We start from the raw sequence: 23,703 nt of genomic DNA, 5'->3' as shown, positions 1-23,703 counted from the left end.
GAACCCAAGGAGCCTTCCATGAACCGTTCCCTCCGCCGCTTCGGCGCGCTGAGCGCCGCGGCCCTCGCCGCCGGCCTGGCGCTGTCCGCCTGCTCGCCGCCCAACCAGCAGGACTCCGAGAAGAAGATCGACACCGCCACCGAGGCGCCCGCCGGCCAGGCCACCGCGACCAGCTCCACGAAGAGCACGGCCACGGCCACCACCGCCGCGGCCGCCGCCGAGCTGCCCGGTTACGCCGACTGCCAGGCCGCGCCCGTCGCCGAGCCGGCCACCCTCACCCTGGACTGCATGCGTCTCGACGACCGCGTGACCGGCGTCCGGTGGGACGAGTGGACCGCCGAGGGCGCCACCGGCACCGGCACCCGGGGCGCCGAGGAGGTCGACGTCGAGCTGTCCGAGCCGGCAGCCAACGAGGCCGGCGACACCGTCTTCACGACGGTCACCGTCGACGGCGAGACCGTCACCCCGTAGCGTGCAGCGCGCCCACCGGCGCCACGAGAAACCGCCCGCAGGAGATCAACTCCTGCGGGCGGTTCGCTGTCCCGGGACCGGATCAGGCCCCGGGGGCCGTCTGCGTCAGTTGCGGTTGAAGTAGCTGAGCAGACGCAGGATCTCGGTGTAGAGCCAGACCAGGGTCACGGCCAGGCCGAGGGCCACACCCCAGGCCATCTGCTGCGGCGCCTGCGCGCGCACCAGCTCGTCGGCCAGGTCGAAGTCCTGCAGGAAGCTCAGGGCCGCCAGGACGATGCAGACCAGGGAGAAGATGATGGCCAGCGTGCCGCCGTCGCGCAGCGGGTTCATGCCGGTGAACACGGCCAGCAGCAGGTTGCCCAGGGCCAGCACCGCCACGCCGACGATCGCGCCGGTGACGATGCGCTGGAACTTCGGGGTGACCTTGATGGCGCCGGTCTTGTAGACGAAGAGCATGCCGAGGAAGACGCCGATGGTGCCCAGGACCGCCTGGCCGATCAGCGCGCCGGCGTTGGCCTCACCGACGATCATGCCCGAGAACAGCAGCGAGATGCCGCCGACGAACAGGCCCTCGAAGGCGGCGTAGATCAGCGTGACCACCGCGGAGCCGAACTTCCTGCCGAAGGAGTGGACGAGCACGGTGATGAAGCCGCCGATGCCGCCCACGCCCGTCAGGATCAGGGCCAGGCCGGGGTTGACCAGGGACAGGCCGAAGTTGATCAGGGCGAACAGCACGATGACGCCGAGGGTGATGCCGGTCTTGGTCACCACGTCGTCGACGGTCATCGGGCGCTCGGAGCCCTGGCGGCCACCGAAGGCCGGCTGACCGTAACCGCGGTCCTGGCCGGCCTGGGCGCCGTAGCTGTCGAACTGATTCTGGAAGCCCTGCTGGTAGGCCCCGGCGGACTGATTGCGGTTGAAGTCGCTGCCGAGGTTCCGCATGACGGGGTTGGAACTGCGCACTCCGCGGTCCTCTCTTTCGTCGGTGTCGCCTGTGTGCGACGTCGTCTTCTTCGTGTGATTCACGTGTCTTCGCGCGCGCCCCTCGGGCGCGTCCACCTTGTTCAACGCATCGGCCCCCGCGGAAGTTCCCCGCCGGCGGGCCCGGACGGGAGTCTCTCACGTTTCCGCCGCTCACGCAGTCGACAGCGGCCGAAATTCGAACACCTTTCCTAGCGGGCGGACAGTTCTGTCCCGGCCCTCTTTTAGGTTGTGTGCGTGACGGTCACAGGGACCGTCCCCATTTTCCGGAAAGGAAAACCATGACCCAGCCCTCCGAGACTCCGGTCCACCCCGGCGCGAACGACCCCTCCGGCGCCCCGGCGGCCCCCGCACAGCAGCCCGAGAAGCAGGCGAAGCCCTGGTACAAGCGCTGGTGGGTCTGGCTGATCGTCCTCGTCGTCCTGGCCGCACTCGGTGCGGGCCTCGGCGACGACTCGACCGGGACGTCCTCGTCCCCGGCCGGCTCCGAGACCACCGCGGCGGCCTCCGACGGCTCCGACACCGCCGACGGCGACACCGACCCCGCGGCGCTCGGCGCGCAGGACCAGGACGCCGCGGCCCCGGAGGCCGACGGGCAGCAGGCGGACGGGCAGCCCGCCGATGAGGCGGTGCCGGAGCAGGGCAAGAACGCCCTGCGTCAGGCGAAGACGTACGCCGGCGCGATGCACATGAGCAAGGCCGACACCTACGACCAGCTCGTCAGCGAGTACGGCGGCCAGTTCCCCGCCGAGGCCGCCCAGTACGCCGTGGACCACGTCGACGCCGACTGGAACGCCAACGCCCTGGCCAAGGCGCGCGACTACCAGGACTCCATGGCCATGTCGACCGACGCGATCTACGACCAGCTGGTCAGCGACTACGGCGAGAAGTTCACCCCCGAGGAGGCGCAGTACGCCGTCGACAATCTCTGACGGTGACGGCGCACGCGCAGACGGTGCCCCCACTGGGAGTCGAACCCAGAACTCACGGATTTTAAGTCCGTTGCCTCTGCCAATTGGGCCATGGGGGCGTCACGGCGCCCCTCGCGGGCGCCGGTCAATCCTAGCAACGCCCCGCCGCTCCCCCGGGCGGCGGGCGTCGCCCTTCCCGGGCCTCCCTAGCCCTCGGCCAGCCCGGCGATGATGCCGTCGAGGATGTCCTTCTCCGAGATCACGAAGCTGTCTGCCCGGGTCGACGCCGTGGCCAGGTCCATGATCTGCTCGACGATCACCGAGCCCGAGCCGATGACGTCCGCGCGCCCCGGGTGGATGACCGGGTTGGCCGCGCGCGCCGAGGCGGACTCGGAGATGAGCATCTGGGTGATCAGGCGCAGCGCCGAGAAGTTCAGCTCGGAGCCGTGGATCGCGGCCGGGTCGTACTCCTCGAGGCCCTGCGCGAGCGCGGAGAGGGTGGTGAAGGTGCCGGCGCAGCCGACCACGGTGCGCACCTCGGACAGCGGCAGCAGGGTGCGCACGCGGTCCAGGCGCTCCTCGACGTAGTCGCGGGCGATCTCGATCTCGGTGGCCGTCGGCGGATCGGCGCGCATGATGCGCTCGGTCAGGCGCACGCAGCCCATCTGGGTCGAGTGCGCCGCCGCCACACCGTTCTCGGCGTCGCCGACGACGAACTCCGTGGATCCGCCGCCCAGGTCGATGACCAGGAAGGGGCCGCGGTCGGCGGCGAGGTCACCGATCGCGCCGCGGAAGGAGAGCTCGGCCTCCTCCTCGCCGGTGATCACCTCGGCGCGCGCGCCCTCCTGGACCTCGCCGAGCAGCTCGGCGGTCATGTCGAAGAAGTCGTGGCGGTTCGTCGCATCGCGGGTCGCGCTGGTGGCCACCATGCGGACCTTCGCCACGTTCTCGTGGCGCATGATCTCGACGAAGTGCGCCAGCGCCTCACGGGTGCGCTCGATGGCCTCCGGGTCCAGCTCGCCGGTGGCGTCGACGCCCTGGCCCAGACGCACGATCTTCATCTCGCGGTGCAGGTCGCGGATCCGGCCCACCGGGCCGACCTCGCTGACCAGCAGGCGGATCGAGTTGGTGCCGCAGTCGACGGCGGCCAGCCGGGTCATGACTCCACCTCGACGTCCGCGCCCTGCTCCGGTCCACGGACCGGCTCCAGGTCGAAGTCGGCCAGGTCGATGCCCAGGTCCTCGCAGCTCGGCCAGTCGGCGGGCACGGCGGTGCCGCGCAGCCCGGCGTGGTCGGCGGCCATGGCGACCGCCTCGGTGCCCAGGCGCACCCGGCCTGGCCCCTCGGCCAGCGCGTAGGCGGCGAGCACGTGCAGGCACTTGACGCGGTCGGGCATCCCGCCGCCGGAGAAGTCGGTGCCCAGGTCCGCCATCGCGTTGCGCGCCTCGAGGTAGTGCTCGTGGGCGGCGCGGTAGTCAGCGGCCAGCTCGGTGTCCTCGCCGAGCCTGCGCGTCATCCAGACCATCACCTGCGCGACCTCGAGGCGCGAGCACTCCGCGGTCAGCCGCGGGTCGGTCAGGTAGTAGAGCGTGGGGAACGGGGTTCCGTCGGGCAGGCGCGGTGCGGTGGTGACCACGCCGGGGGAACCGTCCGGGGTGCGGTAAGGGACGTCGACGACGCCGCGCGGGGTACGCCCCAGCTGCTCGGCGACCGTCTCCAGGTCCGTCTGGCTGACTGTCATGGCAGTCATTGTGTCACGGCGCGGCGCGATCCTCGCCTTCGGCCGGGCGCTACCCCGCCGCCGGGGCCTCGCCCTCGGCGGGCTGCTCCCCCTCGGCCGGGGCCTCGCCGTCGAGCGGCATGTGGGTGTCCACCTCGCCGCCGCCGATCGCGCCCTTCTCGTCGGAGGCCGCGGAACCGGCCTCCTCGGCGGGCACGGACACCGAGTCCCACAGCTTGTCCAGCCAGCTGCGGTCCTGGGAGGCCGGCACCTCGCCGGCCACGGTCGGGGTCTGGTCCATCTCGGGGTCGAGGATGCGGTAGGCCGTCTCGCCCTCCCCGATCACCCCGAGGCGGCGGCGGGCCTGCTCGCGGGCGTAGGCCTCGGAGTTCCAGCGGCCGAGCTCTGCGTCGAGCTCGTCGACGCGGTCCTGCTTGGCGGCGATGGACTCGTTGAGGCGGGCGATCTCGGTGCGCCCGCTGAAGTAGTTGCGCGCGGGCGCGGCGACCGCGCCGAGCACGATCAGCGCGGCCAGCGCGAGCACGGCCAGGTCCGCGGCCCCCATGCGCACCCGCGGCAGGCGCCGCTTCGGGCGCGCGGGCGCGTTGTCGCGGCTGGTGACCGGCACGCGGCCGCGCCGGGGCGCCCGCTCGGTCGTGCGGGTCTCCTCGGCGGCCTCGTCGGTGCTGGTCTCGGCGGTGCTCATACCCGGTGGATTCTACTCCGCCGTCTCGCGTCGGACCTGGATATGGCCCAGCGCGTCGGCGGCGACGGTGACGGCCTCCTCGCGGCCGTCGACGGCGATGCGCGCCATGCCGTCGTAGGGCGCCGGCAGCAGCCGCACGCCCACGCCGGGGGCCACGCCGCAGTCGGTCAGGTAGCGCAGCAGCTTCGCGTCGCGGTCGCGCAGGCGCACGACTGTCGCCGGCTCACCCTCCCCGAGCGCGGAGAGCGGTTCACTGTCGACGGTCTCGACGGTGCCGTCGGCCGCGGGGATCGGGTCGCCGTGCGGGTCGCGGGTGGGGTGCCCCAGCGCCTCGTCGATGCGCTCGATGAACAGGTCGGAGACGGCGTGCTCGAGCACCTCGGCCTCGGCGTGGATCTCCTCGACGCCGTAGCCGACGACGCGCTCGAGGAAGGTCTCCACGAGCCGGTGGCGGCGCACCAGCTGCACGGCGAGCGCGCGGCCCTGCTCGGTGAGCATGATCGGCTTGTAGGGGGTGTGGTCGATGAGCCCCATGCCGGCGAGGCGCTTGACCGCCTCGGAGGCGGTGGAGCGCTGCTGGCCGAGGGCCTCGGCCAGGTCGGAGAGCGCGACGCCGGAGGCGGTCGAGACGTCTCCGCGGTCCCAGTCGACCAGGTCGAAGATCTTCTTCAGGTAGTCCTGCGACCGGTCGGGCAGGTCCGTGACCTTCATCGAGTCCATGGAGGACAGACTATCAGTCCCCCGGTACGGCAAAACCCCGCCGGACCGCGCGGGTTCAACTCAGTGAACTCGCGCGGGCGACGGGGTGGTGTCCGGGGCTTCCCGGTTCCGGCTCTTAGGCCTGGAAGCGCGGGAAGGCGGAGCGGCCGGCGTAGACGGCGGCGTCGCCGAGCTCCTGCTCGATGCGCAGCAGCTGGTTGTACTTGGCCACGCGCTCGGAGCGGGCCGGGGCACCGGTCTTGATCTGGCCGCAGCCCAGGGCGACGGCGAGATCGGCGATGGTGGTGTCCTCGGTCTCACCGGAGCGGTGCGACATCATGGTGCGGTAGCCGTTGCGGTGGGCCAGGTCGACCGCGTCGAAGGTCTCGGTCAGGGTGCCGATCTGGTTGACCTTGACCAGCAGGGCGTTGGCGGCCTTCTCCTCGATGCCCTTCTTCAGGCGCTCGGGGTTGGTCACGAAGAAGTCGTCGCCGACGATCTGGACCTTGTCGCCGATCTTCTCGGTCAGGGTGGTGTAGCCGGCCCAGTCGTCCTCCTGCAGCGGGTCCTCGATGGAGACGATCGGGTAGTTGGCGATGAGCTCCTCGTAGACCTTGGCCATCTCCTCGGCGGAGTGCTCGCCGCCCTCGAAGTGGTAGGTGCCGTCCTTGTAGAACTCGGAGGAGGCGACGTCCAGGGCCAGGGCCACGTCGGCGCCCGGCTTGAAGCCGGCCTTCTCGATGGCCTCGACGATCAGGTCGAGGGCGGCGCGGGTGGAGTCGACGGACGGGGCGAAGCCGCCCTCGTCGCCCAGGCCGGTGGACAGGCCCTTCTCCTTGATGACGGACTTCAGGGTGTGGTACACCTCGGCGCCCATGCGCAGGGCCTCGGAGAAGGTCTCCGCGCCGATCGGGGCGATCATGAACTCCTGGACGTCGACGCCCGAGTCGGCGTGGGCGCCACCGTTGAGGATGTTCATCATCGGCACGGGCAGCACGTGGGCGTTCGGGCCGCCGATGTAGCGGTACAGCGGCAGCTCGGCGGACTCGGCGGCGGCCTTGGCCACGGCGATGGACACACCGAGGATGGCGTTGGCGCCGAGGCGGGACTTGTTGTCGGTGCCGTCGAGCTTGATCATGGCCTCGTCGATGAGGCGCTGGTCGTCGGCCTCCATGCCGGCGACCTCGTCGACGATCTCCTCGTTGACGTTCGCGACGGCCTTGGTCACGCCCTTGCCCTGGTAGCGGTCGCCGCCGTCGCGCAGCTCGTGCGCCTCGTGGACGCCGGTCGAGGCGCCGGAGGGCACACCGGCGACACCGTGGGCGCCGTTGTCCAGGAACACCTCAGCCTCAACGGTCGGGTTACCGCGGGAATCGAGAATCTCGCGGGCGAAAACGTGCATGATGTCAGCCACCGTGGCCTCCTATTGCCATCTCGTGAGCAGGAACAGCTTCTCTATGAGACGCCTTGGGTTCCGAGGGTGCGTGGGCACCGCGTCGGCCGCTGCACCGTTCGGTCGCAGTCGCCGGCCGAGCCCCGCGGCATCTTCAGGGGCCATTATTCCAAAGATTCGCCCGGAATGCCCGTTGGAACATGTCCGGTCATGCCCGATTCCCCCCGATTTTTGAATACATGCAGGTCCCGGGCTTGCATGTGCGGGAAATTGTGCGCGGATTCCCACCCCGCGGCCGCCGATCGACGGCACACACGGTCGTCCGAACGTGCAACCGGACGCCCGGTTGGGCACTCACGGACACGATTGACGACGTCCCGTCGGTCACCCATTTGCACCCCTCCCGTGGCGCGGCTCCGCCACGCCACCCGGCGTCATCCCACTCCTGTGGCGTGGCGAAGCCACGCCACCTAGTGCGCCGCGGGCTGACGCAGGGCGTAGGAGTTGGCGGCGTCGCGGACGTCCGTGAGGTACTCGCCGGACATGTTGTAGGACTTCACCGCGCTGACCCAGTCCTCGGGGTCGGAGAGGTCGCGCCCGTTGCACAGCAGCTTCGCCGCCGAGGCCGCGGCGTCGTCGATCTGGTTGGGGTCGGGGTGGCCGTCGCCGTCGGCGTCGATGCCGAAGCGCTCCCAGGACTCGGGGATGAACTGCATGGGGCCGACGGCGCGGTCCCACTCGGTGTCGCCGTCGAGCTCGCCGCCGTCGGTGTCGTGCACGGCGGCGAAGCCGCCGGTGCCGTCGAGGGCGGGGCCGATGATCGGCGGGGTGGCGTAGCCGTTCTCGTCGAGCGAGCCGCCCGAGAGCAGCTTGCCGGAGTAGGTGCCGTGGCGGGTCTCCACCTGCCCGATGCCGGCCAGCGTGGTCCAGTTGAGGTGGCACTCGGGCCAGGCGTCGCGGGCGATGAGCTCGGCGTTGCCGTAGGCGCGCAGCGCGGCGGCCGGGATGCCGGTGTCCTCGGAGAGGTCGCCGGCCCAGTAGGTCAGCTTGTCGGCGGTGCGCCCCGGGCCGTGCACGTCGATCTCGGCGACGGGCTCACCGGCGGCCGGGGGCACGTCGTCGGGGATCGGCTGCAGCTGGCGGAAGGGCTGGGTGCCGCCGACGACCATGGAGAGCGCCCAGCCGACCACGGCGATGACGAGGACGACCGCGAGCGCCGTCATGCACCCGCAGCCTCTGCCCCGCCGTCCCGTTTCGTCCATGGCGAGCGATCCTACCGCCCACTGCCGCACAGGCGCGCAACCCGCAGGCACGCGTCGCGGGACCACCCGTCGAACCGGCCCACGCGACCTCCCGCTCCCCCGATATTCAGCCCCGGTTGCACAACACCAGCCACACGAAGATACTTATGCCACATCAATAACAGAAGAGGTCCCCGAAAGGACACCGCCGTGAAGAAGACCCTCGCCGCCGCCCTCGCCACCGCCGCCCTGGCCACCGGCGTCCTCGCCCCCGCCGCGCACGCCGCCGACGCCCGCACCGGGCTGCTCGACCAGCTCAACGGCGACATCGCCACCGCCGACTGCCGCGTCGTGGACTTCGCGCTGCGCAGCACCGGGATGGTCGGCGAGAAGACCACCCGCTCGGAGCTCGTGGAGAACCTGCGCGGGGTCTCCGACGACACCACCCTGAAGCTGATCGCCGCGCAGTCGGTCACCGCCGTGGCCGACCGCGCCCTCGAGTGCGGCGTGGTCACCCCCGACCCGCAGGTCGCGCTGAGCTCCCAGATCCCGGGCTTCGACAAGGCCTACGACACGCTGACCCTGCTGTCCTCCCTGTAATTCCGGGACGTGGGCCCGGGCCCCCTGGCGCCACCCCGGAACCGTCGGCGCGCTAGACCGCGCCGTTCCTCTCGCGCGCCTTGCCCGCCGCCCACGCGGCGTCCTGCGCGGCCTGGTCGACCACCCCGGTCGAGCCGTCGAAGAGGTAGGGCGCGCGCGAGCGGATCTTCGCGGTGAACCGCGCCGCGACGTCGCCGAAGTCCCACGCCCCGCGCCCGCGGGCGATCTCGGCGTGGAAGAGCACCTGCAGCAGGACGTCGGAGAGCTCGGCGAGCAGCTCGGCCTCCTCGTCCTCCCCCGCCCCGCCGGCGTCCTCGGCGGCCTGCCAGGCCCGTGCGGCCTCGGCGTACTCGCCGGCCTCCTCGGCCAGGTACGGCAGCAGCGAGACGTGCGTCTGCCCGCGCTCCCACTCGCCGCGCCCACGGGCCGCGGCGATGACCCGGCGCGCCTCGGCGACCGGGTCCGCCAGGCTCGCCGCCCGGATGACCGGCTCCCCCGCCGCTTTCCGACGCCGCGCCTCCGCGTCCGTCTCGTCCACGGTCACCCAGGTGCCCTCGGCACCCGCGCCGGCGTCAGCCGGCGCCTGCGCCGCAGACGCGTCAGCCAACGCGGCGACGTCGCGGGGCACGGCGTCGGAAATTGAGACGGGTGCGCGCACCGCACCCGAAACGAACGCGGTGGCCGGAACCAGGTCCGGCCACCGCGCGTCAAGGACGAGGACGGTCAACTACTTCTCGCCCTCCGGCTGGTCGCCGCCGAGGCGCTCGCCGATCTTGTCGCGGGCGGTGTCGATCTTGTCGGCGTTGTCCTCGCCGAAGCGGTCCTTGGCCTTGTCGGCCGCGGTGTCCAGCGCGTCGTTCGCCTTCTGCTTGCCCTCGTCGGAGTTGAGGAACTCCTCGGCCTTGCCCTTGGCCTTGTCGAAGATGCCCATTGCGGTGTCCTTTCAGTCGGTCGGTTTTAATGCGTCCCCGAGGTTACGGCACTGAGACGCTCTGCGTAAGATCTGACCGATGATTATCGCAGGCGAAGACTCCCGGCGCCGGTCAGTGCCCATGTGGACCCTCGTGGGGCTGATCATCGGCTCCACCGTCGGCGCGGGCATCTTCTCGCTGCCGCAGAATCTGGCGTCCGTGGCCGCCCCCGGCGCCACCCTGATCGGGTGGGCCATCGCGGGTGTGGGCATGCTCTCGGTCGCGTTCGTCTTCCACGTGCTCGCCCGCCGCAAGCCGCACCTGGACTCCGGCGTCTACGCCTACGCGCGCGCCGGCCTGGGCGACTTCATCGGCTTCACCGCCGGCTGGGGCTACTGGCTGGGCAGCGTGATCGCGCAGGTCGGCTACGCCACGCTGTTCTTCTCCACCATCGGCCACTACGTGCCGCTGTTCTCGGCGGACAACCGCTGGGTCTCCGCCGGCGCGGTGACGGTGCTGACCTGGGTGATCTTCGCCGTCCTCGCCCGCGGCGTGCACCAGGCCGCCGTGCTCAACGCGGTGACGACGGTGGCCAAGCTGCTGCCCATCTTCGCCTTCATCATCCTGGCGGCCTTCATCGGATTCTCCTGGGACCGCTTCACCCTCGACTTCTGGGGCTCCGGCGACGGCGGCGTCGGCGACGTCTTCGAGCAGGTCCAGGGCGTGATGCTGTTCACCGTGTGGGTGTTCATCGGTGTCGAGGGCGCCAGCGTCTACTCCCGGCAGTCGCGGTCGCGTTCCGACGTCGCGCGGGCCACCGTGGTCGGGTTCCTCTCCGTGCTCGCGCTCCTGGTGAGTGTGTCCGTGCTCTCCTTCGGCGTGCTCTCGCGCGCCGAGCTGGCCGCGCTGCCGGACAACTCGATGGCCAGCGTGCTCGAGGCCGTCGTCGGCCCCTGGGGCGGCGCGCTGGTCTCGCTGGGCCTGTGCCTGTCCGTGCTGGGCGCCTACGTCTCCTGGCAGATGCTGTGCGCCGAGCCGGTGATGATGATGGCCGTCGACGGGCTACTGCCGCGGCGCATCGGGGCGGTCAACGACTCGGGCGCGCCCTGGGTCGCCCAGCTGATCTCCACGACCGTCATCCAGATGTGGGTCATCGTCTTCTTCCTCAACGAGACGACCTACGTGCAGATGGTGCAGCTGGCCACGGTGCTCTACCTGCTGCCCTACCTCTTCTCCGCGTTCTACCTGGTGCTGCTCGCGGTGCGCGGCAAGGGCATCTCGCACCCGCAGGCCGGCGTCAGCTTCGACGACTCCGGCCCCGAGATCCCGCGCCGCGACAACCGCCGCCACCTGCTCATCGGGCTGGTCGCGCTGGTCTACTCGCTGTGGCTCTTCTACGCCGCCGAGCCGCGCTACGTGCTCTTCGGCGCCCTGTCCGTGCTGCCGGGGCTGATCCCCTACGCGTGGACGCGCCGGCTGCGCGGCGAGCGGCTCTTCAACGCCTTCGAGTGGTGCGTGGTCGCGCTGATCTGCGTGGCCTCCGCGGTGGCCGTGTGGGGGCTGGCCACCGGCGAGATGGCGCTCTAGCGGAGGCGGCACCGGCGGGCCCGGCGCCCGTTCAACGGGCTACCTGCTCAAGGACCGGGTCTCGGACGTGCGCGAGTTCCTCGACGCGCTGTCGGTGGTCGCCGGCGGCGGCATGGTCATCGACCCGGAGGTGGCGGCCACGCTGCTGCACCGCTCGCGCGGGGCGGGCGTGGAGCGGCTCAGCCCGCGGGAGACCGAGGTGCTCGACCTGATGGCCCGCGGGCGCTCGAACGCGGACATCGCCGCCGAGCTCGTGCTCTCACCGGCGGCGGTGTCCAAGCACGTGGCGAACATCTTCCTGCGCCTGGGGCTCTCCCCGGAGCAGGACAACCGGCGGGTGCGCGCGATCCTGCACTACCTGCGCGAGACCGGCGGCCTCCGCGACCCGGAGGCCTGAGCCTCAGGACCGCGGGGCCGCAGGGCCCGCTTGCCGCGGTTCATTCGCTGACGGAGACGACCCGCTTCCTCCCGGACTTGCCACCCTCACCGGCACCCTTGCCGTCCTCACCGGCACCGCCGCCGCGGACGTCGGCGTGCTCGAGGTCGAACATCTCGCTGAGGAAGTCGGCCAACCACTGCAGCAGGTCCTCGTCGCGCAGCTTCGGGTCGGTCAGCTTGCGCCCGGCCTTCGGGAAGGGCAGCTGGATCGCCTTGGCGGCGGCCCGGTAGTTCGAGCCCGGGTAGAGCCGCTTGAGGCGCACCTGGCGCGAGTCGCTGAGCTCGACGGGGTGGACCTTGATGCGCGTGCCCTGCACCGCGATGTCGGTCACCCCGGCCCTGCGGGCCTGGTGGCGCAGCCGGGCCACGGAGAGCAGGCGGGCGACCTCCTCGGGCACGGGCCCGTAGCGGTCCTCCATCTCCTCGACGGCCAGCTGCAGGTCCTGATCGGACTCGGAGGCGGCCAGCTGGCGGTAGACCTCGAGGCGCAACCGCTCGGAGTTGATGTAGCTCTCCGGGATGTGGGCGTCGACGGGCAGGTCGACGCGGATCTCCTTCGGGCCCTTGTCGGTGGCGTCGAGGGTCTTGCCCTCGGCCAGGGCGCGGTAGGTCTCCACGGCCTCGCCGACCAGGCGCATGTACAGGTCGAAGCCGACGCCCTCGATGTGGCCGGACTGCGCGGAGCCGAGCACGTTGCCGGCGCCGCGCATCTCGAGGTCCTTCATGGCCACGGCCATGCCCGCGCCGAGGTCGTTGTTCTGCGCGATCGTGGAGAGCCGGTCGTACGAGGTCTCGGTGAGCGTGGTGCCCTTCGGGTAGAGGAAGTAGGCGTAGCCGCGCTCGCGGGAGCGCCCGACGCGCCCGCGCAGCTGGTGCAGCTGGCTGAGCCCCATGTGGTGGGAGTTCTCCACGATCAGGGTGTTGGCGTTCTGGATGTCCAGGCCGGTCTCCACGATGGTGGTGCACACCAGGACGTCGTACTCGCGGTCCCAGAAGCCCTGCACGGTGCGCTCGAGGATCTCCTCGCTCATCTGCCCGTGGGCGACGACGATGCGCGCCTCGGGCACCAGCTCGCGCAGCTGGCGGGCCTTCTTCTCGATGTCGGAGACCCGGTTGTGGATGTAGAAGACCTGCCCGTCGCGCAGCAGCTCGCGCCGGATGGCGGCGGCGACCTGCTGTTCCTCCTCGGGGCCGACGTAGGTCAGCACCGGGTGGCGGTCCTCGGGCGGGGTGAGAATGGTGGACATCTCGCGGATGCCGGACATCGACATCTCCAGGGTGCGCGGGATCGGGGTGGCCGACAGGGTCAGCACGTCGACGTGGGTGCGCAGCGCCTTGATGTGCTCCTTGTGCTCGACGCCGAAGCGCTGCTCCTCGTCGACGATGACCAGCCCCAGGTTCTTCCAGTTCACGCCGGTCTGCAGCAACCGGTGGGTACCCACCACGATGTCCACCGTGCCGTCGGCAAGCCCCTTGAGGATCTCCTTGGCCTCCCTGCCGGAGGTGAAGCGCGACAGCCCCTTGATGGTCACCGGGAAGCCGTCCATGCGCTCGGCGAAGGTGGCCAGGTGCTGCTGTGCCAGCAGCGTGGTCGGCACGAGCACGGCGACCTGGCGGCCGTCCTGGACGGCCTTGAAGGCCGCGCGCACGGCGACCTCGGTCTTGCCGTAGCCGACGTCGCCGACGATGACGCGGTCCATCGGCACCGGCTTCTCCATGTCCTCCTTGACCGCGTCGATGGCCGCCATCTGGTCCTCGGTCTCGACGAACGGGAAGTTGTCCTCCAGCTCGCGCTGCCAGGGGCTGTCGGCGGCGAAGGCGTGGCCCGGCGCGCTCTGCCGCTTGGCGTAGAGCTCGATGAGCTCGCCGGCGATCTCGCGCACGGCGGCGCGCGCCTTCTTCTTGGTGTTCTTCCAGTCCGAGCCGCCCATCTTCGACAGGGTGGGCGCCTCGCCGCCGGAGTACTTGCTCAGCAGGTCGAGCGAGTCCATGGGCACCCACAGCTGGTCGGCGGGCTGCCCGCGCTTGGACGGCGCGTACTCGAGGACGATGTACTCGCGCCGCGAGGTCTCGTCGCCGGCCTTGATGGTGCGCTCGGCCATCTTGAGGAAGCGCCCGATGCCGTGCGTCTCGTGCACCACGTAGTCGCCGGCCTTCAGCGCGAGCGGGTCGACGCGGTTGCGCCGGCGCGCCGGGCGGCGCTTGGCGCCGGCGATGTCGCCGACGCGGTTGCCGGTCAGGTCCGTCTCCGTGACCACGACGAGCGGGTGCGTGTGCTTGCCGACGCTCGCGTCGGCCACCGCCGGGAAGACCAGTCCGGCGTGCGAGAGTGCCTGGTAGATGACGATCTCGCCGGGCTCGGGTACCGCGCCGGGCTCGGCGACGCGGTTGGGGATGCCCTTCTCCGAGAACCGCTCGGCCATGCGCTTGACCAGCCCGCGGGTGGGCGTGACGAAGGCGGCGCGCCCGCCGTGGCGGGTGTGCTCGTGGAGGCGGCCCATCATCTGGTCGATCTCGCCGAGGTCGCCGCGCGGGGCGGGGCCGGCCTCGAATTCGAGGGGCAGGGTGACCTCCTCGCCGGCGACGAACATGCCGGGCGGGGCGAAGGTCCACCACGGCAGGCCGCGGTCGCGGGCGGCGTCCTCGAGGGTCTCGATGTCCAGGTAGGACGCCGCGGAGGTGTCCACGCCCTCGGCGGCCACGGGGCCGGCCGCGCCCATGGCGGCGGCCTCCCAGCCGGCGGCGAGGAACTCGTTGTCGGTGGTCTCCAGGTCGTGGATGCGGGTGCGGATCTTCTCCGGGTTGACCAGCATCACGTGGGTGCCATCGGGCAGCAGGTCGGTCAGCGGCACCAGCGGGGTGTCCGTCAGCGCCGGCAGGATCGCCTCCATGCCGTCGGCGTAGGTGCGCTCGGAGACGCGGGTGAGCAGCTCGGTCAGCGTGGGGTTGCCGGGGTGCTCGACGGCGAGCTTCTCGGCGCGGGCGGCGACCCCGTCGGTGATCAGCAGCTCGCGGGCCGGGTAGATCTCGACGCGACCGACCTCGATCTCGGGGATGGTGCGCTGGTCGGCCACCGAGAACTGGCGGATCTCGCTGACCTCGTCGCCCCAGAACTCGACGCGCACGGGGTAGTTCGCGGTCGTCGGGAAGACGTCGAGGATGCCGCCGCGCACGGCGAACTGGCCGCGGCGGGCGACCATGTCGACGTGCTCGTAGGCGCGGAAGACCAGCTGCTCGGTCAGGGCGGAGAAGTCGTGCTCCTCCCCCTCGGCGAGCACCAGGCCCTCGCGGCCGGCGGCGGTCTTGAGCACCGGCTGGCAGAAGCCGCGCGCCGGGGTGACCACCACCTGCGCGTCCTCGAGGTGGTCGAGGACGGCGGCGCGGCGGCCGACGATGTCCGCGCCCGGGGAGAGCCGCTCGTGCGGCAGGGTCTCCCAGCTGGGGAAGAGCGCAACCGTCTCGCCGAGCATGGCGCGCAGCTCGGCGGTCAGGTCCTCGGCCTCGCGGCCGGTGGCGGTGACCACCAGCAGCGGGGTCTTGCGGGCCAGTGCCCCCAGTGCCCAGCTGCGGGCCTGGTCGATGCCCGTGACGTGCAGGGTGGGGTCGCCGACGTTGGCGACGAGCCCGCGCATCTTCGGGTCCGTGGCGGCGACCTCGAGCAGCCCCGAGAGCATCGCCCCGGCCTCCTTCTCGGTGTTCTTCCCGTGTCCAGCGGCGGTGCGGGCCACCTAGATTCCTTCTTTCTCGAGTTCGGTGCGCAGTTTGGCGGCGGGTTCGGAGAGCGCGGGCTCCGGCTCCAGACCGGCCAGCCCGTTCCAGCACAGGTTGACGATGTGCGCGGCGATCTCGTCCTTGGGCACCTCACGGTGCTCGAGCCACCACTGCGCGGACATGGAGACCATACCGACCATCGCCTGGCCGTAGAGAACCGCGTGGTCGCGGTTGAGTCCCTGGCGCTCGAACTTGTCGCCGAGGATGTGGGAGACCTGGCTGACGGCCTGGTTGAGCAGGGTCGAGTAGGAGCGATCGCCGGTGGCCTGCCCGGCGCCGGCGTCGCGCACGAGGATGACGAAGCCGTCGGTGTCCTGCTCGACGTAGGTCAAGAGGGCCACGACGGCCTTCTCGATGCGCTCGCGGGAGCGGCCGCGCACGAGGGACTCGGTGATGACCTTCTCCAGGTGGTTCATCTCCCGGTCGACGACGACGGCGTAGAGACCCTCCTTGCCACCGAAGTGCTCGTAGACCACCGGCTTGCTCACCCCGGCGCGGGCGGCGATGTCCTCGACGCTGGTGCCGTCGAAGCCGCGTTCGGCGAAGGCCCGCCTGCCGATCTCGATGAGTTGCTCTCGGCGCTGCCTGCCCGTCATCCTCTGCCTGGCCATGAGTTACAGCCTATCGCGACTGACGCACACACTCCCCTGCGGCGACCGGACGGCCGCGACGGTGCGGTATCGTATGCACGAAGCGCACGGTCCCACCGCGCGCGGTTCCCCATGGTGTAATGGCAACACTACGGTTTTTGGTACCGTCATTCCAGGTTCGAGTCCTGGTGGGGAAGCTTTTCCGGGCCGCCGTGGACGCCACCGCGGCCCACACCCACACCGCCGCCTCCCCGCGACGACCCCCGTAGCGCGCAGATGACGAGGCCGGCGTAGGCGGCCACCGCCGCCACCGCCCCGCCGATGACGAGGGCGTGCGACGCCGTCTCCGCGAACCCGCACCCCGCGGGGTAGAACATCCGCGGGTAGACGGCCCCGCTCTCGCAGCGGGGGTCGGGCATGTCCCCGAAGTCCGGCACGAACCCCAGCGCCACGAGCTGGGCGAGGAAGAACACGCCGGCCAGACAGGCCTCCCTGCGTCCCGGGCTCCGGACGTCTCCCGTGCGCCACGGCCGGTTGGCCAGCACGAGCAGGCCCACCAGGACCAGGTTGAGCACCGGCAGGCCGACGAGGCCGAACATGAGCAGCATCAGCAGCATCCAGCCGCCCAGCCCCATGACGGCCCGCAGGACGAGCACCAGCGGGCACAGCGTGATCGCGGAGACGACCCAGCCGATCCAGAAGGCGGGTGAACCCGACGTCCGCCTGCGCCCGTGTCCCGGGCCCGTCCATCCGGTCATGGGGCGGATGGTATATCAGCGCCTACGCATCTGTTTCCGGTTCGACGGCCCCGGCTTACTCAACGGCGTCCGACCCAGCCGACCCAGCCGGCCGCCCCCGCCGCTCGCGCCGGCGCCGCAGCACCCGGCGGGTGCCCAGGACCCGGAGGCCGACGTAGGCGGCGAGCATCAGCAGCAGCCCGCCGACGACCAGCACACCGGTCGCCACCTCGGCGAAGCGGCAGCCCCCGGCCATGAGCAGCACCGGGTAGTCTCCGGTGCCTTCTCCGGCGCCTGCTCCGGCCGGCTCCCCTCGCCGGTCTCCGGCGCCTGCTCCGGCCCCGTCGCCTCATCCACGGCCAATGCCCTTCAGTGATCCATCAGTGGGCGTGCGCCGCGTGGTCCTCGTGGAGGCCCTCGGAGTAGGCCACCGGGTTCAGCCGCGGCTCCTGGTCCGGCTCGGTCATGACGAACTGGCCCATCATCCCGGAGTCCTCGTGCAGCAGCATGTGGCAGTGGTACATGTAGGCCCACTCCGGGTCCGGGTAGTGGCCGAACTCGACCGCCAGACGCGCGGTGGCCCCCGGCGGCAGCTGCACGGTGTCGCGCCAGCCGGTCGTGGGCACGGGCACGTCGGTGTCCTTGACCTCGAGGATGCGGAAGCGGGAGTTGTGGATGTGGAAGTTGTGGATCCAGTCGGTGTTCTCGTTGGTCACCGTCCACACCTCGGGCCCGTCGTGGTCGATGGCCAGGTCCACCCGGGACATGTCCATCGTGCGCCCGTTGATCTCGAAGGTGTTCAGCGCGAAGTCGCGCTCCGGCGCGCCGTTCACGTCCGGCTCCTTCGCCGCCGCCGGGTCGAGCACCTCGGGCACCGGGCCGGCGGGCTCGGCCAGCGAGTCGGCCGCGGTGATCTCGAGCAGCTCGAAGGTGTCCTTGAGCCCGAAGTCCAGCGAGTACTCGTCCTCGGGGACGTCCATGTTCTCCTCGAACGGCACCGCCTTGAGCATCGTCGTCTCCCCTTCCTCGAGCTCCACGACGACCTCGGCGCGCTCGCCGGGGCTCATGCGCAGCTCGGTGAGGGTCTCCGGGGCGTCGAGGAGCCCGGAGTCCGTGGCCACCAGCTGGAACTCGCGGCCGTCGTCGAAGGCGAGGTTGAAGAAGCGCATCGTCGCCGCGTCGAGCAGGCGCAGGCGCAGCCGCTTCGTGGTCGCCTCGAAGGTCGGGGCGGTGATGCCGTTGACCGTGGGCGTGTCGCCCTTGAGGCCGAGGTCCGGGTCGATCTCCTCGTTGAGCGAACCGTCCTCGTTGAACTTCTGGTCCATCAGGACCACCGGGATGTCGTCGACGCCGTACTCGTGCGGCAGGTCGAGCCCGTCGGCGACGTCGTCGGCGATGACAATGCCGCCGGCCAGCCCGCGGTAGGCGTGCAGCTCGGTCTCCATGTGCGGGTGCGGGTGGTACCACAGCGTCGCCGCCGGCTGCTCGACCGTCCAACCCGGCTCCCAGGTCTCGCCGGGCTCGATGCGCGAGTGCGGCCCGCCGTCGGAGACCGCCGGCAGCTTCATGCCGTGCCAGTGGATGGTGGTCATCGTGTCCAGCCCGTTGTGCACGTGCATGCGCACTCGGTCGCCGCGGCGCATGTAGAGCGTGGGGCCCAGGTGCCCGCCGTTGAAGCCCCACACGCGGGTCTTCCTGTCCGGCAGCACGTTGACCTCGTGGGCGCCGGCGTCGAGGTGGAAGACGCGCTCGCCGTCGACCATCTCGCCCTCGTCCAGCGGCGGCACCGGGAGCCTGCGCCGCTCCCCTTCGTATCCCTGCGGCTGCGGCTGATCGTCGCCGCAGGCGGTCAGGGCGGCCCCGGCGCCCGCGAGCACGACGGCCGCGGCGGCACCCTTGAAGAGCGTGCGACGTCCGATGGGATTCACGGCGGATACTCCTTTCGACGGATACTGCAGGCCACTGTAGCCGCCCGCCTGTCCCCCTCACCCCCGGTGGCGGGAGCGCCGGGCGGGGCACCGCGCGGTAGCGTTGTCCCCAAATGGAAGAACGGGAACTCGAAGAACACAACGCCCGCCGCTTCGTGTGGGCCAACGGGCTGCAGAACGTCGGCGACCAGATCATCTCCCCGAAGTCGGTGCTGCCCTGGCTGTTCACAGCCACCGGGGTGCCGGCGGCCCTCTCCGCCCTCCTGGTGCCGATCCGCGAGTCCGGCTCCATGCTCCCCCAGGCCGCCGTCACCCCGTGGGTGACCGCGCAGCGCTCGCGGGTGCACGCCTGGATCCTCGGCGCGCTCGGCCAGGCCGCCGGCGCCGCCGGCATCGCCGCGGCCGCCGCGACCCTGCGCGGGGCCACCCTCGGCGTGGTCGTCCTCGGCTGCCTGGCGGTGCTCTCCCTGTCGCGCTCGGTGTGCTCGATCTCCTCGAAGGACGTCCAGGGCCGCACCATCTCCAAGGGCCGCCGCGGGCGCGTGACCGGACGCGCCACCGAGCTCGGCGGCCTGGTCGCCCTCGTCGGCGGCCTCGCGCTCGGCCTGGCCGGCTCCGACCTGCCCGTCTGGGCGATCGCCGCGCTCGCCGGCCTCGCCGCCCTGGCCTGGGTGGTCGCCGCGCGCGTCTTCGCCGGCGTCGCCGACCCCGCCACAGAGATTGACGACGCCCCCGCCGGGAGGACGTCGGCGAAAAAGGGCGGCGTGGACTGGCACTTCTTCGGATCCTGTGCGCGGCTCTTCGCGGCCGACCGGCAGTTCCGCACCTTCGTCGTCGTGCGCACCCTCATGCTGGTCACCGCGCTGTCGACGACCTTCCTGGTGCTGCTGGCCGGCGAGGCGGGCACCGACCTGACCGGCCTGGGCGCCTTCGTGACCGCCTCCGGGTTGGCCTCGCTGATCGGCGGCCGGGTCTCCGGATGGCTCTCCGACATCTCCTCGCGCACCGTGATGTCCTGGGGTTCGGCGATCGCCTCGGTGATCCTGCTGGCCGTCGTCGCCGTGGACCGCTGGGCGCCGGCCGACCTGCTCGCCTGGGTCGCCCCGATCGCCTTCTTCGCCGTCACGCTCGTGCACACCGGCATCCGGGTGGCCCGCAAGACCTACGTCGTCGACATGGCCGAGGGCGACAAGCGCACCGAGTACGTCGCCGGCGCGAACACCCTGATGGGCGTGGCCCTGCTCGCCGTGGGCGCGGTCTCGGCCGGCGTCGCCGCGCTCGGCGCCGACGCCGCCCTGGTCTTCCTCGCCGCCCTCGGGCTGGTGGGCACCGTCGGCGCCCACCGCCTACGGGAGGTCTCGGCGCACTGAGCGACGCGGCGCGGCGTCGTCAAGCGAAACCGGACGCACCGCACCGTTATGCTTGCCCGTAGCCGGGCGACGCGACGCAGCCCACACGGGCGCCCCGCGCCGCCGACCCGCACAATTCCCGCATACATCGACCCGCGGCGCGAAAAGCGCCGCACGGAGGTTTCCGCCCGTGAGCGACACCACCCAGGATCTGGCCGTCATCGTCCTCGCCGCCGGCCAGGGCACGCGCATGAAGTCGAAGAAGCAGAAGACGCTGCACGCCATCGGCGGGCGCAGCCTGCTCTCGCACAGCCTGCACGCCGCGGCCGGGGCGGGGGCCGCCGAGGTCGTCGCCGTGGTCGGCCACGGCCGCGAGCAGGTCTCCCCCGCGGTCGAGGAGGTCGCCGCCGAGCTGGGCCGCGGGATCCGCCAGGCCGTCCAGGCCGAGCAGAACGGCACCGGGGACGCCGTGCGCTGCGGCCTCGACGAGCTGCCCGACTTCGCCGGCACCGTGCTGGTCACCAACGCCGACGTGCCGCTGCTCGAGCCGGACACCCTGGCCGGACTGGCCGCCGCCCACCGCGACTCGGGCGCCGCGGTGACCGTGCTGACCATGGAGCTCACCGACCCGACCGGCTACGGGCGCATCGTGCGCAACGAGTCCGACGAGGTCACCGCCATCGTCGAGCAGAAGGACGCCTCCGACGCCGAGCGCGCCATCCACGAGGTCAACTCCGGCATCTTCGCCTTCGACGCGGCGGTGCTGCGCTCGGCGCTGGGCCGCCTCGACACCGACAACGCGCAGGGCGAGCTCTACCTGACCGACGTGCTGGCCATCGCCCGCGGCGACGGCGAGAAGGTCGCCGCCCACCGCACCGACGACCCGGCCCAGCTGGCCGGCGTCAACGACCGCGTGCAGCTGGCCGCCGCCGGCCGCGAGCTCAACCGGCGTGTCGTCGAGCGCGCCATGCGCGGCGGTGCCACCGTGATCGACCCGGCCACGACCTGGATCGACGTCACCGTCGAGATCGGCTCGGACGTCGTCATCGAGCCCGGCTGCCAGCTGCGCGGGGCCACCCGCATCGCCGACGACGCCGTCGTCGGCCCGGACTCCACGCTGACCGACATGGTCGTCGGCGAGGGCGCCCACGTGGTGCGCACCCACGGCTTCGAGTCCGAGATCGGCGCGCGCGCCAACGTCGGCCCGTTCACCTACATCCGCCCGGGCACCAAGCTGGGCGAGGAGGGCAAGCTCGGCGGCTTCGTCGAGGCGAAGAAGGCCACCATCGGCCGCGGCTCGAAGGTGCCGCACCTGACCTACGTCGGCGACGCGGAGATCGGCGAGGAGTCCAACATCGGCGCCTCGAGCGTCTTCGTCAACTACGACGGCGTCAACAAGCACCGCACCAAGGTCGGCTCGCACGTGCGCACCGGCTCGGACACCATGTTCATCGCTCCGGTGACGGTGGGTGACGGGGCGTACTCGGGGGCGGGTACAGTGATCAAGGAGGATGTCCCCGCAGGTGCGCTCGCGGTTTCCGCCGGACGGCAGCGCATCATCGAGGGCTGGGTGGAGCGCAAGCGGCCCGGTACGCCGGCCGCCGACGCCGCCCGCGCGGCGCGCGAGGCCGCATCCGGCACGAACAACCCCACAGACGGCGGCGACCAGCAGGAAGGCGAGCGTTAACTCCCCCATGACTGCCCACTGGAAGCAGACCCACAAGAACATGATGCTGTTCTCCGGGCGTGCACACCCGGAGCTCGGCACCCAGGTGGCCAAGGAGCTCGGCATCGAGCTGACCCCGACCACCGCACGCGACTTCGCCAACGGCGAGATCTTCGTGCGGTTCGAGGAGTCGGTCCGCGGTTCCGACTGCTACGTGATCCAGTCGCACACCCAGCCGCTGAACAAGTGGCTGATGGAGCAGCTGATCATGATCGACGCGCTCAAGCGCGGCTCGGCACGCACCATCACCGCGGTCCTGCCCTTCTACCCCTACGCCCGCCAGGACAAGAAGCACCGCGGCCGCGAGCCCATCTCCGCCCGCCTGGTCGCCGACCTGCTGCGCACCGCCGGTGCGGACCGCATCGTCTCCGTGGACCTGCACACGGACCAGATCCAGGGCTTCTTCGACGGCCCGGTCGACCACATGCACGCGCAGCCGATCCTGACCGACTACATCAAGTCCAAGTACGACATGGACAACCTGTGCGTCGTCTCCCCGGACGCCGGCCGCGTCAAGACCGCCGAGAAGTGGGCCAACACCCTCGACGGCGCGCCGATGGCCTTCGTGCACAAGACCCGCAGCGTCGACGTGGCCAACCAGGTCGTCTCCAACCGCGTGGTCGGTGACGTCGAGGGCAAGAACTGCATCCTCATCGACGACATGATCGACACCGGCGGCACCATCGCCGGCGGCGTGCGCATCCTCAAGGAGGCCGGCGCCAAGTCCGTCGTCATCGCCTGCACCCACGGCGTGTTCTCCGACCCGGCCCGCGAGCGTCTCTCGCAGTGCGGCGCCGAGGAGGTCATCACCACCGACACGCTGCCGCAGTCGACCGAGGGCTGGTCGAACCTGACCGTGCTCTCCATCGCCCCGCTGCTGGCGCAGACGATCCACGAGATCTTCGAGAACGGCTCCGTGACCCACCTCTTCGAGGGTTCCGCCTAGTTCCTCACCAGTTTCCCCGGAGACCGCCCCGCCCCGCCGCCACGTGCGGTGGTGCGGGGCGGTTTTCTCGTGGGGCCTTGGTAAGGCCGGTTTCGCCCCGCGGCAACCAGGTGGTAAGGTGCTTCGGGTCTCGGCGAGGGCACGGGGAGGACGACTCCCACGGCCGTTATCGACGCGATTGAACTTCCCAAACTTCGGCGCACCCGCTTCCGGGTCGCGCCCGAGGCCTGCGGAGACTCGGCGAGAACGATCACCGGGTCGGCCGCGGGCCTCCTGTCATTTTCAGGGACACCGCCGAGCCGACAACAACGCTTCAACCAGGAGGACCCAGAAATGGCCGACTACAAGACTCTCCAGGCCGAGCCGCGCACCGAGTTCGGCAAGGGCGCCGCCCGCCGTCTGCGCCGCGAGTGGCGCGTGCCGGGCGTCATCTACTCGGGCGACACGGAGACCATCCACTTCTCGCTGCCGCTGCTCGACATCCAGTCGCTGGTGCGCAACCACGGCGTCAACGCCATCGTCGAGATCGAGCTCGAGGGTGAGAAGCACCTGACCATGGTCAAGCACGTCGACCAGAACGTGCTGACCTTCGACATCGACCACGTCGACCTGCTCGCCATCAAGCGCGGCGAGAAGGTCGAGGTCGAGGTCCCGATCGTCGTCGAGGGCGAGCCGCAGGCCGGCACCATCGCCGTCCAGGACGCCTACGAGCTGCTCGTCGAGGCCGACGTGCTCAACATCCCGGAGGAGATCGTCGTCTCCGTCGAGGGCCTGGAGATCGACACCAAGATCACCGCCGGCGACCTGCAGATGCCGGGCAACACGACCCTGATCGCCGATCCGGAGACCCTCATCGCCTCCATCTCCTGGCCGGAGCCGGAGGAGGACGAGGACGCCGAGGAGGAGGCCGCCGAGGAGATCGACGAGACCGACGCCTCCGAGGTCGAGGCCACCGAGGAGGACGCCGACTAGTCGGCTCCCCCTCCCCCTCGAGGACC

At 71.2% G+C, this 23,703-nt stretch carries 23 protein-coding genes and 1 tRNA gene; 9 read left to right on the top strand and 15 right to left on the bottom strand.

The features are described from left to right. Positions 1-18: 18 nt before the first annotated feature. Positions 19-471 carry a hypothetical protein gene (locus CFRA_RS03920; RefSeq protein ID WP_075663551.1) on the top strand — a complete coding sequence of 151 codons (453 nt, stop codon included), beginning with the start codon at positions 19-21 and terminating at the stop codon, positions 469-471. Between the two features lie 105 nt (positions 472-576). On the opposite strand, the gene CFRA_RS03915 is transcribed toward CFRA_RS03920, so the two are convergent. Next, positions 577-1,434: a Bax inhibitor-1/YccA family protein gene (locus tag CFRA_RS03915; RefSeq protein ID WP_075663550.1), complete on the bottom strand. Its 858-nt coding sequence runs from the start codon at positions 1,432-1,434 to the stop codon at positions 577-579. 299 nt (positions 1,435-1,733) lie between these two features. Here CFRA_RS03915 and CFRA_RS03910 point away from each other — a divergent pair, with 299 nt between their 5' ends. After that, positions 1,734-2,384, top strand: coding sequence for an Ltp family lipoprotein (locus CFRA_RS03910; RefSeq protein ID WP_083666810.1), 651 nt, complete (start codon positions 1,734-1,736; stop codon positions 2,382-2,384). A 24-nt stretch (positions 2,385-2,408) separates the two neighbouring features. Here the strand turns inward: CFRA_RS03910 and CFRA_RS03905 are convergent. The 7 genes from CFRA_RS03905 to CFRA_RS03875 form a co-directional block, all read right to left on the bottom strand. Beyond that, a tRNA-Leu gene (locus tag CFRA_RS03905) sits at positions 2,409-2,482 on the bottom strand. An 87-nt stretch (positions 2,483-2,569) separates the two neighbouring features. Continuing rightward, entirely contained in the window at positions 2,570-3,523 is a 954-nt protein-coding gene (locus CFRA_RS03900) for a Ppx/GppA phosphatase family protein (RefSeq protein WP_075663549.1), read from the bottom strand. After that, positions 3,520-4,104: a DUF501 domain-containing protein gene (locus CFRA_RS03895; protein ID WP_075663548.1), complete on the bottom strand. Its 585-nt coding sequence runs from the start codon at positions 4,102-4,104 to the stop codon at positions 3,520-3,522. The genes CFRA_RS03900 and CFRA_RS03895 overlap by 4 nt, the downstream gene beginning before the upstream one ends. A gap of 49 nt (positions 4,105-4,153) precedes the next feature. After that, entirely contained in the window at positions 4,154-4,789 is a 636-nt protein-coding gene (locus CFRA_RS03890) for a septum formation initiator family protein (RefSeq protein ID WP_075663547.1), read from the bottom strand. Between the two features lie 12 nt (positions 4,790-4,801). Beyond that, complete coding sequence (locus CFRA_RS03885) at positions 4,802-5,509, bottom strand: metal-dependent transcriptional regulator (protein ID WP_342743171.1); 708 nt, start codon at positions 5,507-5,509, stop codon at positions 4,802-4,804. A gap of 115 nt (positions 5,510-5,624) precedes the next feature. Then, entirely contained in the window at positions 5,625-6,902 is a 1,278-nt protein-coding gene (eno, locus tag CFRA_RS03880) for a phosphopyruvate hydratase (RefSeq protein ID WP_075663546.1), read from the bottom strand. Between the two features lie 449 nt (positions 6,903-7,351). Further along, a complete protein-coding gene (locus CFRA_RS03875; RefSeq protein WP_075663545.1) occupies positions 7,352-8,143 on the bottom strand; it encodes a lytic transglycosylase domain-containing protein in 792 nt (263 codons plus the stop codon). A 189-nt stretch (positions 8,144-8,332) separates the two neighbouring features. Between CFRA_RS03875 and CFRA_RS03870 the strand changes: the two genes are divergently transcribed. Further along, entirely contained in the window at positions 8,333-8,722 is a 390-nt protein-coding gene (locus CFRA_RS03870; protein WP_075663544.1) for a hypothetical protein, read from the top strand. Between the two features lie 52 nt (positions 8,723-8,774). Here CFRA_RS03870 and CFRA_RS03865 read toward each other — a convergent pair whose 3' ends face one another. Together CFRA_RS03865 and CFRA_RS03860 are read right to left on the bottom strand one after the other, a co-directional pair. Next, positions 8,775-9,449: a MazG nucleotide pyrophosphohydrolase domain-containing protein gene (locus CFRA_RS03865; RefSeq protein WP_075663543.1), complete on the bottom strand. Its 675-nt coding sequence runs from the start codon at positions 9,447-9,449 to the stop codon at positions 8,775-8,777. Then, positions 9,450-9,653, bottom strand: coding sequence for an antitoxin (locus tag CFRA_RS03860; RefSeq protein WP_075663542.1), 204 nt, complete (start codon positions 9,651-9,653; stop codon positions 9,450-9,452). A gap of 79 nt (positions 9,654-9,732) precedes the next feature. Here CFRA_RS03860 and CFRA_RS03855 point away from each other — a divergent pair, with 79 nt between their 5' ends. Further along, a complete protein-coding gene (locus tag CFRA_RS03855) occupies positions 9,733-11,220 on the top strand; it encodes an amino acid permease (protein WP_075663541.1) in 1,488 nt (495 codons plus the stop codon). 67 nt (positions 11,221-11,287) lie between these two features. Continuing rightward, a complete protein-coding gene (locus CFRA_RS03850) occupies positions 11,288-11,617 on the top strand; it encodes a response regulator transcription factor (protein WP_075663540.1) in 330 nt (109 codons plus the stop codon). Between the two features lie 40 nt (positions 11,618-11,657). Here the strand turns inward: CFRA_RS03850 and mfd are convergent, their stop codons facing one another. The 5 genes from mfd to CFRA_RS03820 all read right to left on the bottom strand — a co-directional run bounded on the left by mfd (position 11,658) and on the right by CFRA_RS03820 (position 18,684). Continuing rightward, complete coding sequence (gene mfd / locus CFRA_RS03845) at positions 11,658-15,332, bottom strand: transcription-repair coupling factor (protein WP_075664847.1); 3,675 nt, start codon at positions 15,330-15,332, stop codon at positions 11,658-11,660. 54 nt (positions 15,333-15,386) lie between these two features. Beyond that, positions 15,387-16,040, bottom strand: coding sequence for a TetR/AcrR family transcriptional regulator (locus tag CFRA_RS03840; RefSeq protein ID WP_075663539.1), 654 nt, complete (start codon positions 16,038-16,040; stop codon positions 15,387-15,389). A 146-nt stretch (positions 16,041-16,186) separates the two neighbouring features. Then, positions 16,187-16,777, bottom strand: coding sequence for a hypothetical protein (locus CFRA_RS03830; RefSeq protein WP_075663538.1), 591 nt, complete (start codon positions 16,775-16,777; stop codon positions 16,187-16,189). A 55-nt stretch (positions 16,778-16,832) separates the two neighbouring features. Next, on the bottom strand, positions 16,833-17,012 hold the full coding sequence (locus CFRA_RS03825) for a hypothetical protein (protein ID WP_156887958.1): 180 nt from the start codon (positions 17,010-17,012) through the stop codon (positions 16,833-16,835). A gap of 124 nt (positions 17,013-17,136) precedes the next feature. Continuing rightward, positions 17,137-18,684 (bottom strand): multicopper oxidase family protein, encoded by a 1,548-nt coding sequence (locus CFRA_RS03820; RefSeq protein WP_415684057.1) that lies wholly within the window; start codon positions 18,682-18,684, stop codon positions 17,137-17,139. Between the two features lie 113 nt (positions 18,685-18,797). Between CFRA_RS03820 and CFRA_RS03815 the strand changes: the two genes are divergently transcribed. The 4 genes from CFRA_RS03815 (at position 18,798) to CFRA_RS03800 (ending at position 23,677) form a co-directional block, all read left to right on the top strand. Further along, positions 18,798-20,054 carry an MFS transporter gene (locus tag CFRA_RS03815; RefSeq protein ID WP_075663535.1) on the top strand — a complete coding sequence of 419 codons (1,257 nt, stop codon included), beginning with the start codon at positions 18,798-18,800 and terminating at the stop codon, positions 20,052-20,054. A gap of 169 nt (positions 20,055-20,223) precedes the next feature. Continuing rightward, positions 20,224-21,720, top strand: a complete 1,497-nt coding sequence (glmU, locus tag CFRA_RS03810) for a bifunctional UDP-N-acetylglucosamine diphosphorylase/glucosamine-1-phosphate N-acetyltransferase GlmU (protein ID WP_075663534.1) — start codon at positions 20,224-20,226, stop codon at positions 21,718-21,720. A gap of 7 nt (positions 21,721-21,727) precedes the next feature. Further along, the gene (locus CFRA_RS03805) at positions 21,728-22,705 is read left to right on the top strand and encodes a ribose-phosphate diphosphokinase (protein ID WP_075663533.1); all 978 of its coding nucleotides are present in this window, start codon (positions 21,728-21,730) and stop codon (positions 22,703-22,705) included. A 333-nt stretch (positions 22,706-23,038) separates the two neighbouring features. Further along, positions 23,039-23,677 carry a 50S ribosomal protein L25/general stress protein Ctc gene (locus CFRA_RS03800; protein ID WP_075663532.1) on the top strand — a complete coding sequence of 213 codons (639 nt, stop codon included), beginning with the start codon at positions 23,039-23,041 and terminating at the stop codon, positions 23,675-23,677. The last annotated feature ends 26 nt before the right edge of the window (positions 23,678-23,703 follow it).

This window comes from Corynebacterium frankenforstense DSM 45800, from assembly GCF_001941485.1.
Classification (GTDB): Bacteria; Actinomycetota; Actinomycetes; order Mycobacteriales; family Mycobacteriaceae; genus Corynebacterium; species Corynebacterium frankenforstense.
This window is presented reverse-complemented; position numbering and strand designations above follow the sequence as displayed.

Bases quoted from the DNA above. Each gene is read 5' to 3' on its own strand.
- CFRA_RS03920 (WP_075663551.1), top strand. From the start codon at position 19: ATGAACCGTTCCCTCCGCCGCTTCGGCGCGCTGAGCGCCGCGGCCCTC.
- CFRA_RS03910 (WP_083666810.1), top strand. From the start codon at position 1,734: ATGACCCAGCCCTCCGAGACTCCGGTCCACCCCGGCGCGAACGACCCC.
- CFRA_RS03900 (WP_075663549.1), bottom strand. From the start codon at position 3,523: ATGACCCGGCTGGCCGCCGTCGACTGCGGCACCAACTCGATCCGCCTG.
- CFRA_RS03895 (WP_075663548.1), bottom strand. From the start codon at position 4,104: ATGACAGTCAGCCAGACGGACCTGGAGACGGTCGCCGAGCAGCTGGGG.
- CFRA_RS03890 (WP_075663547.1), bottom strand. From the start codon at position 4,789: ATGAGCACCGCCGAGACCAGCACCGACGAGGCCGCCGAGGAGACCCGC.
- CFRA_RS03885 (WP_342743171.1), bottom strand. From the start codon at position 5,509: ATGGACTCGATGAAGGTCACGGACCTGCCCGACCGGTCGCAGGACTAC.
- CFRA_RS03875 (WP_075663545.1), bottom strand. From the start codon at position 8,143: ATGGACGAAACGGGACGGCGGGGCAGAGGCTGCGGGTGCATGACGGCG.
- CFRA_RS03860 (WP_075663542.1), bottom strand. From the start codon at position 9,653: ATGGGCATCTTCGACAAGGCCAAGGGCAAGGCCGAGGAGTTCCTCAAC.
- CFRA_RS03855 (WP_075663541.1), top strand. From the start codon at position 9,733: ATGATTATCGCAGGCGAAGACTCCCGGCGCCGGTCAGTGCCCATGTGG.
- mfd (WP_075664847.1), bottom strand. From the start codon at position 15,332: ATGCTCTCGGGGCTGCTCGAGGTCGCCGCCACGGACCCGAAGATGCGC.
- CFRA_RS03840 (WP_075663539.1), bottom strand. From the start codon at position 16,040: ATGGCCAGGCAGAGGATGACGGGCAGGCAGCGCCGAGAGCAACTCATC.
- CFRA_RS03830 (WP_075663538.1), bottom strand. From the start codon at position 16,777: ATGACCGGATGGACGGGCCCGGGACACGGGCGCAGGCGGACGTCGGGT.
- CFRA_RS03825 (WP_156887958.1), bottom strand. From the start codon at position 17,012: ATGGCCGGGGGCTGCCGCTTCGCCGAGGTGGCGACCGGTGTGCTGGTC.
- CFRA_RS03815 (WP_075663535.1), top strand. From the start codon at position 18,798: ATGGAAGAACGGGAACTCGAAGAACACAACGCCCGCCGCTTCGTGTGG.
- CFRA_RS03805 (WP_075663533.1), top strand. From the start codon at position 21,728: ATGACTGCCCACTGGAAGCAGACCCACAAGAACATGATGCTGTTCTCC.
- CFRA_RS03800 (WP_075663532.1), top strand. From the start codon at position 23,039: ATGGCCGACTACAAGACTCTCCAGGCCGAGCCGCGCACCGAGTTCGGC.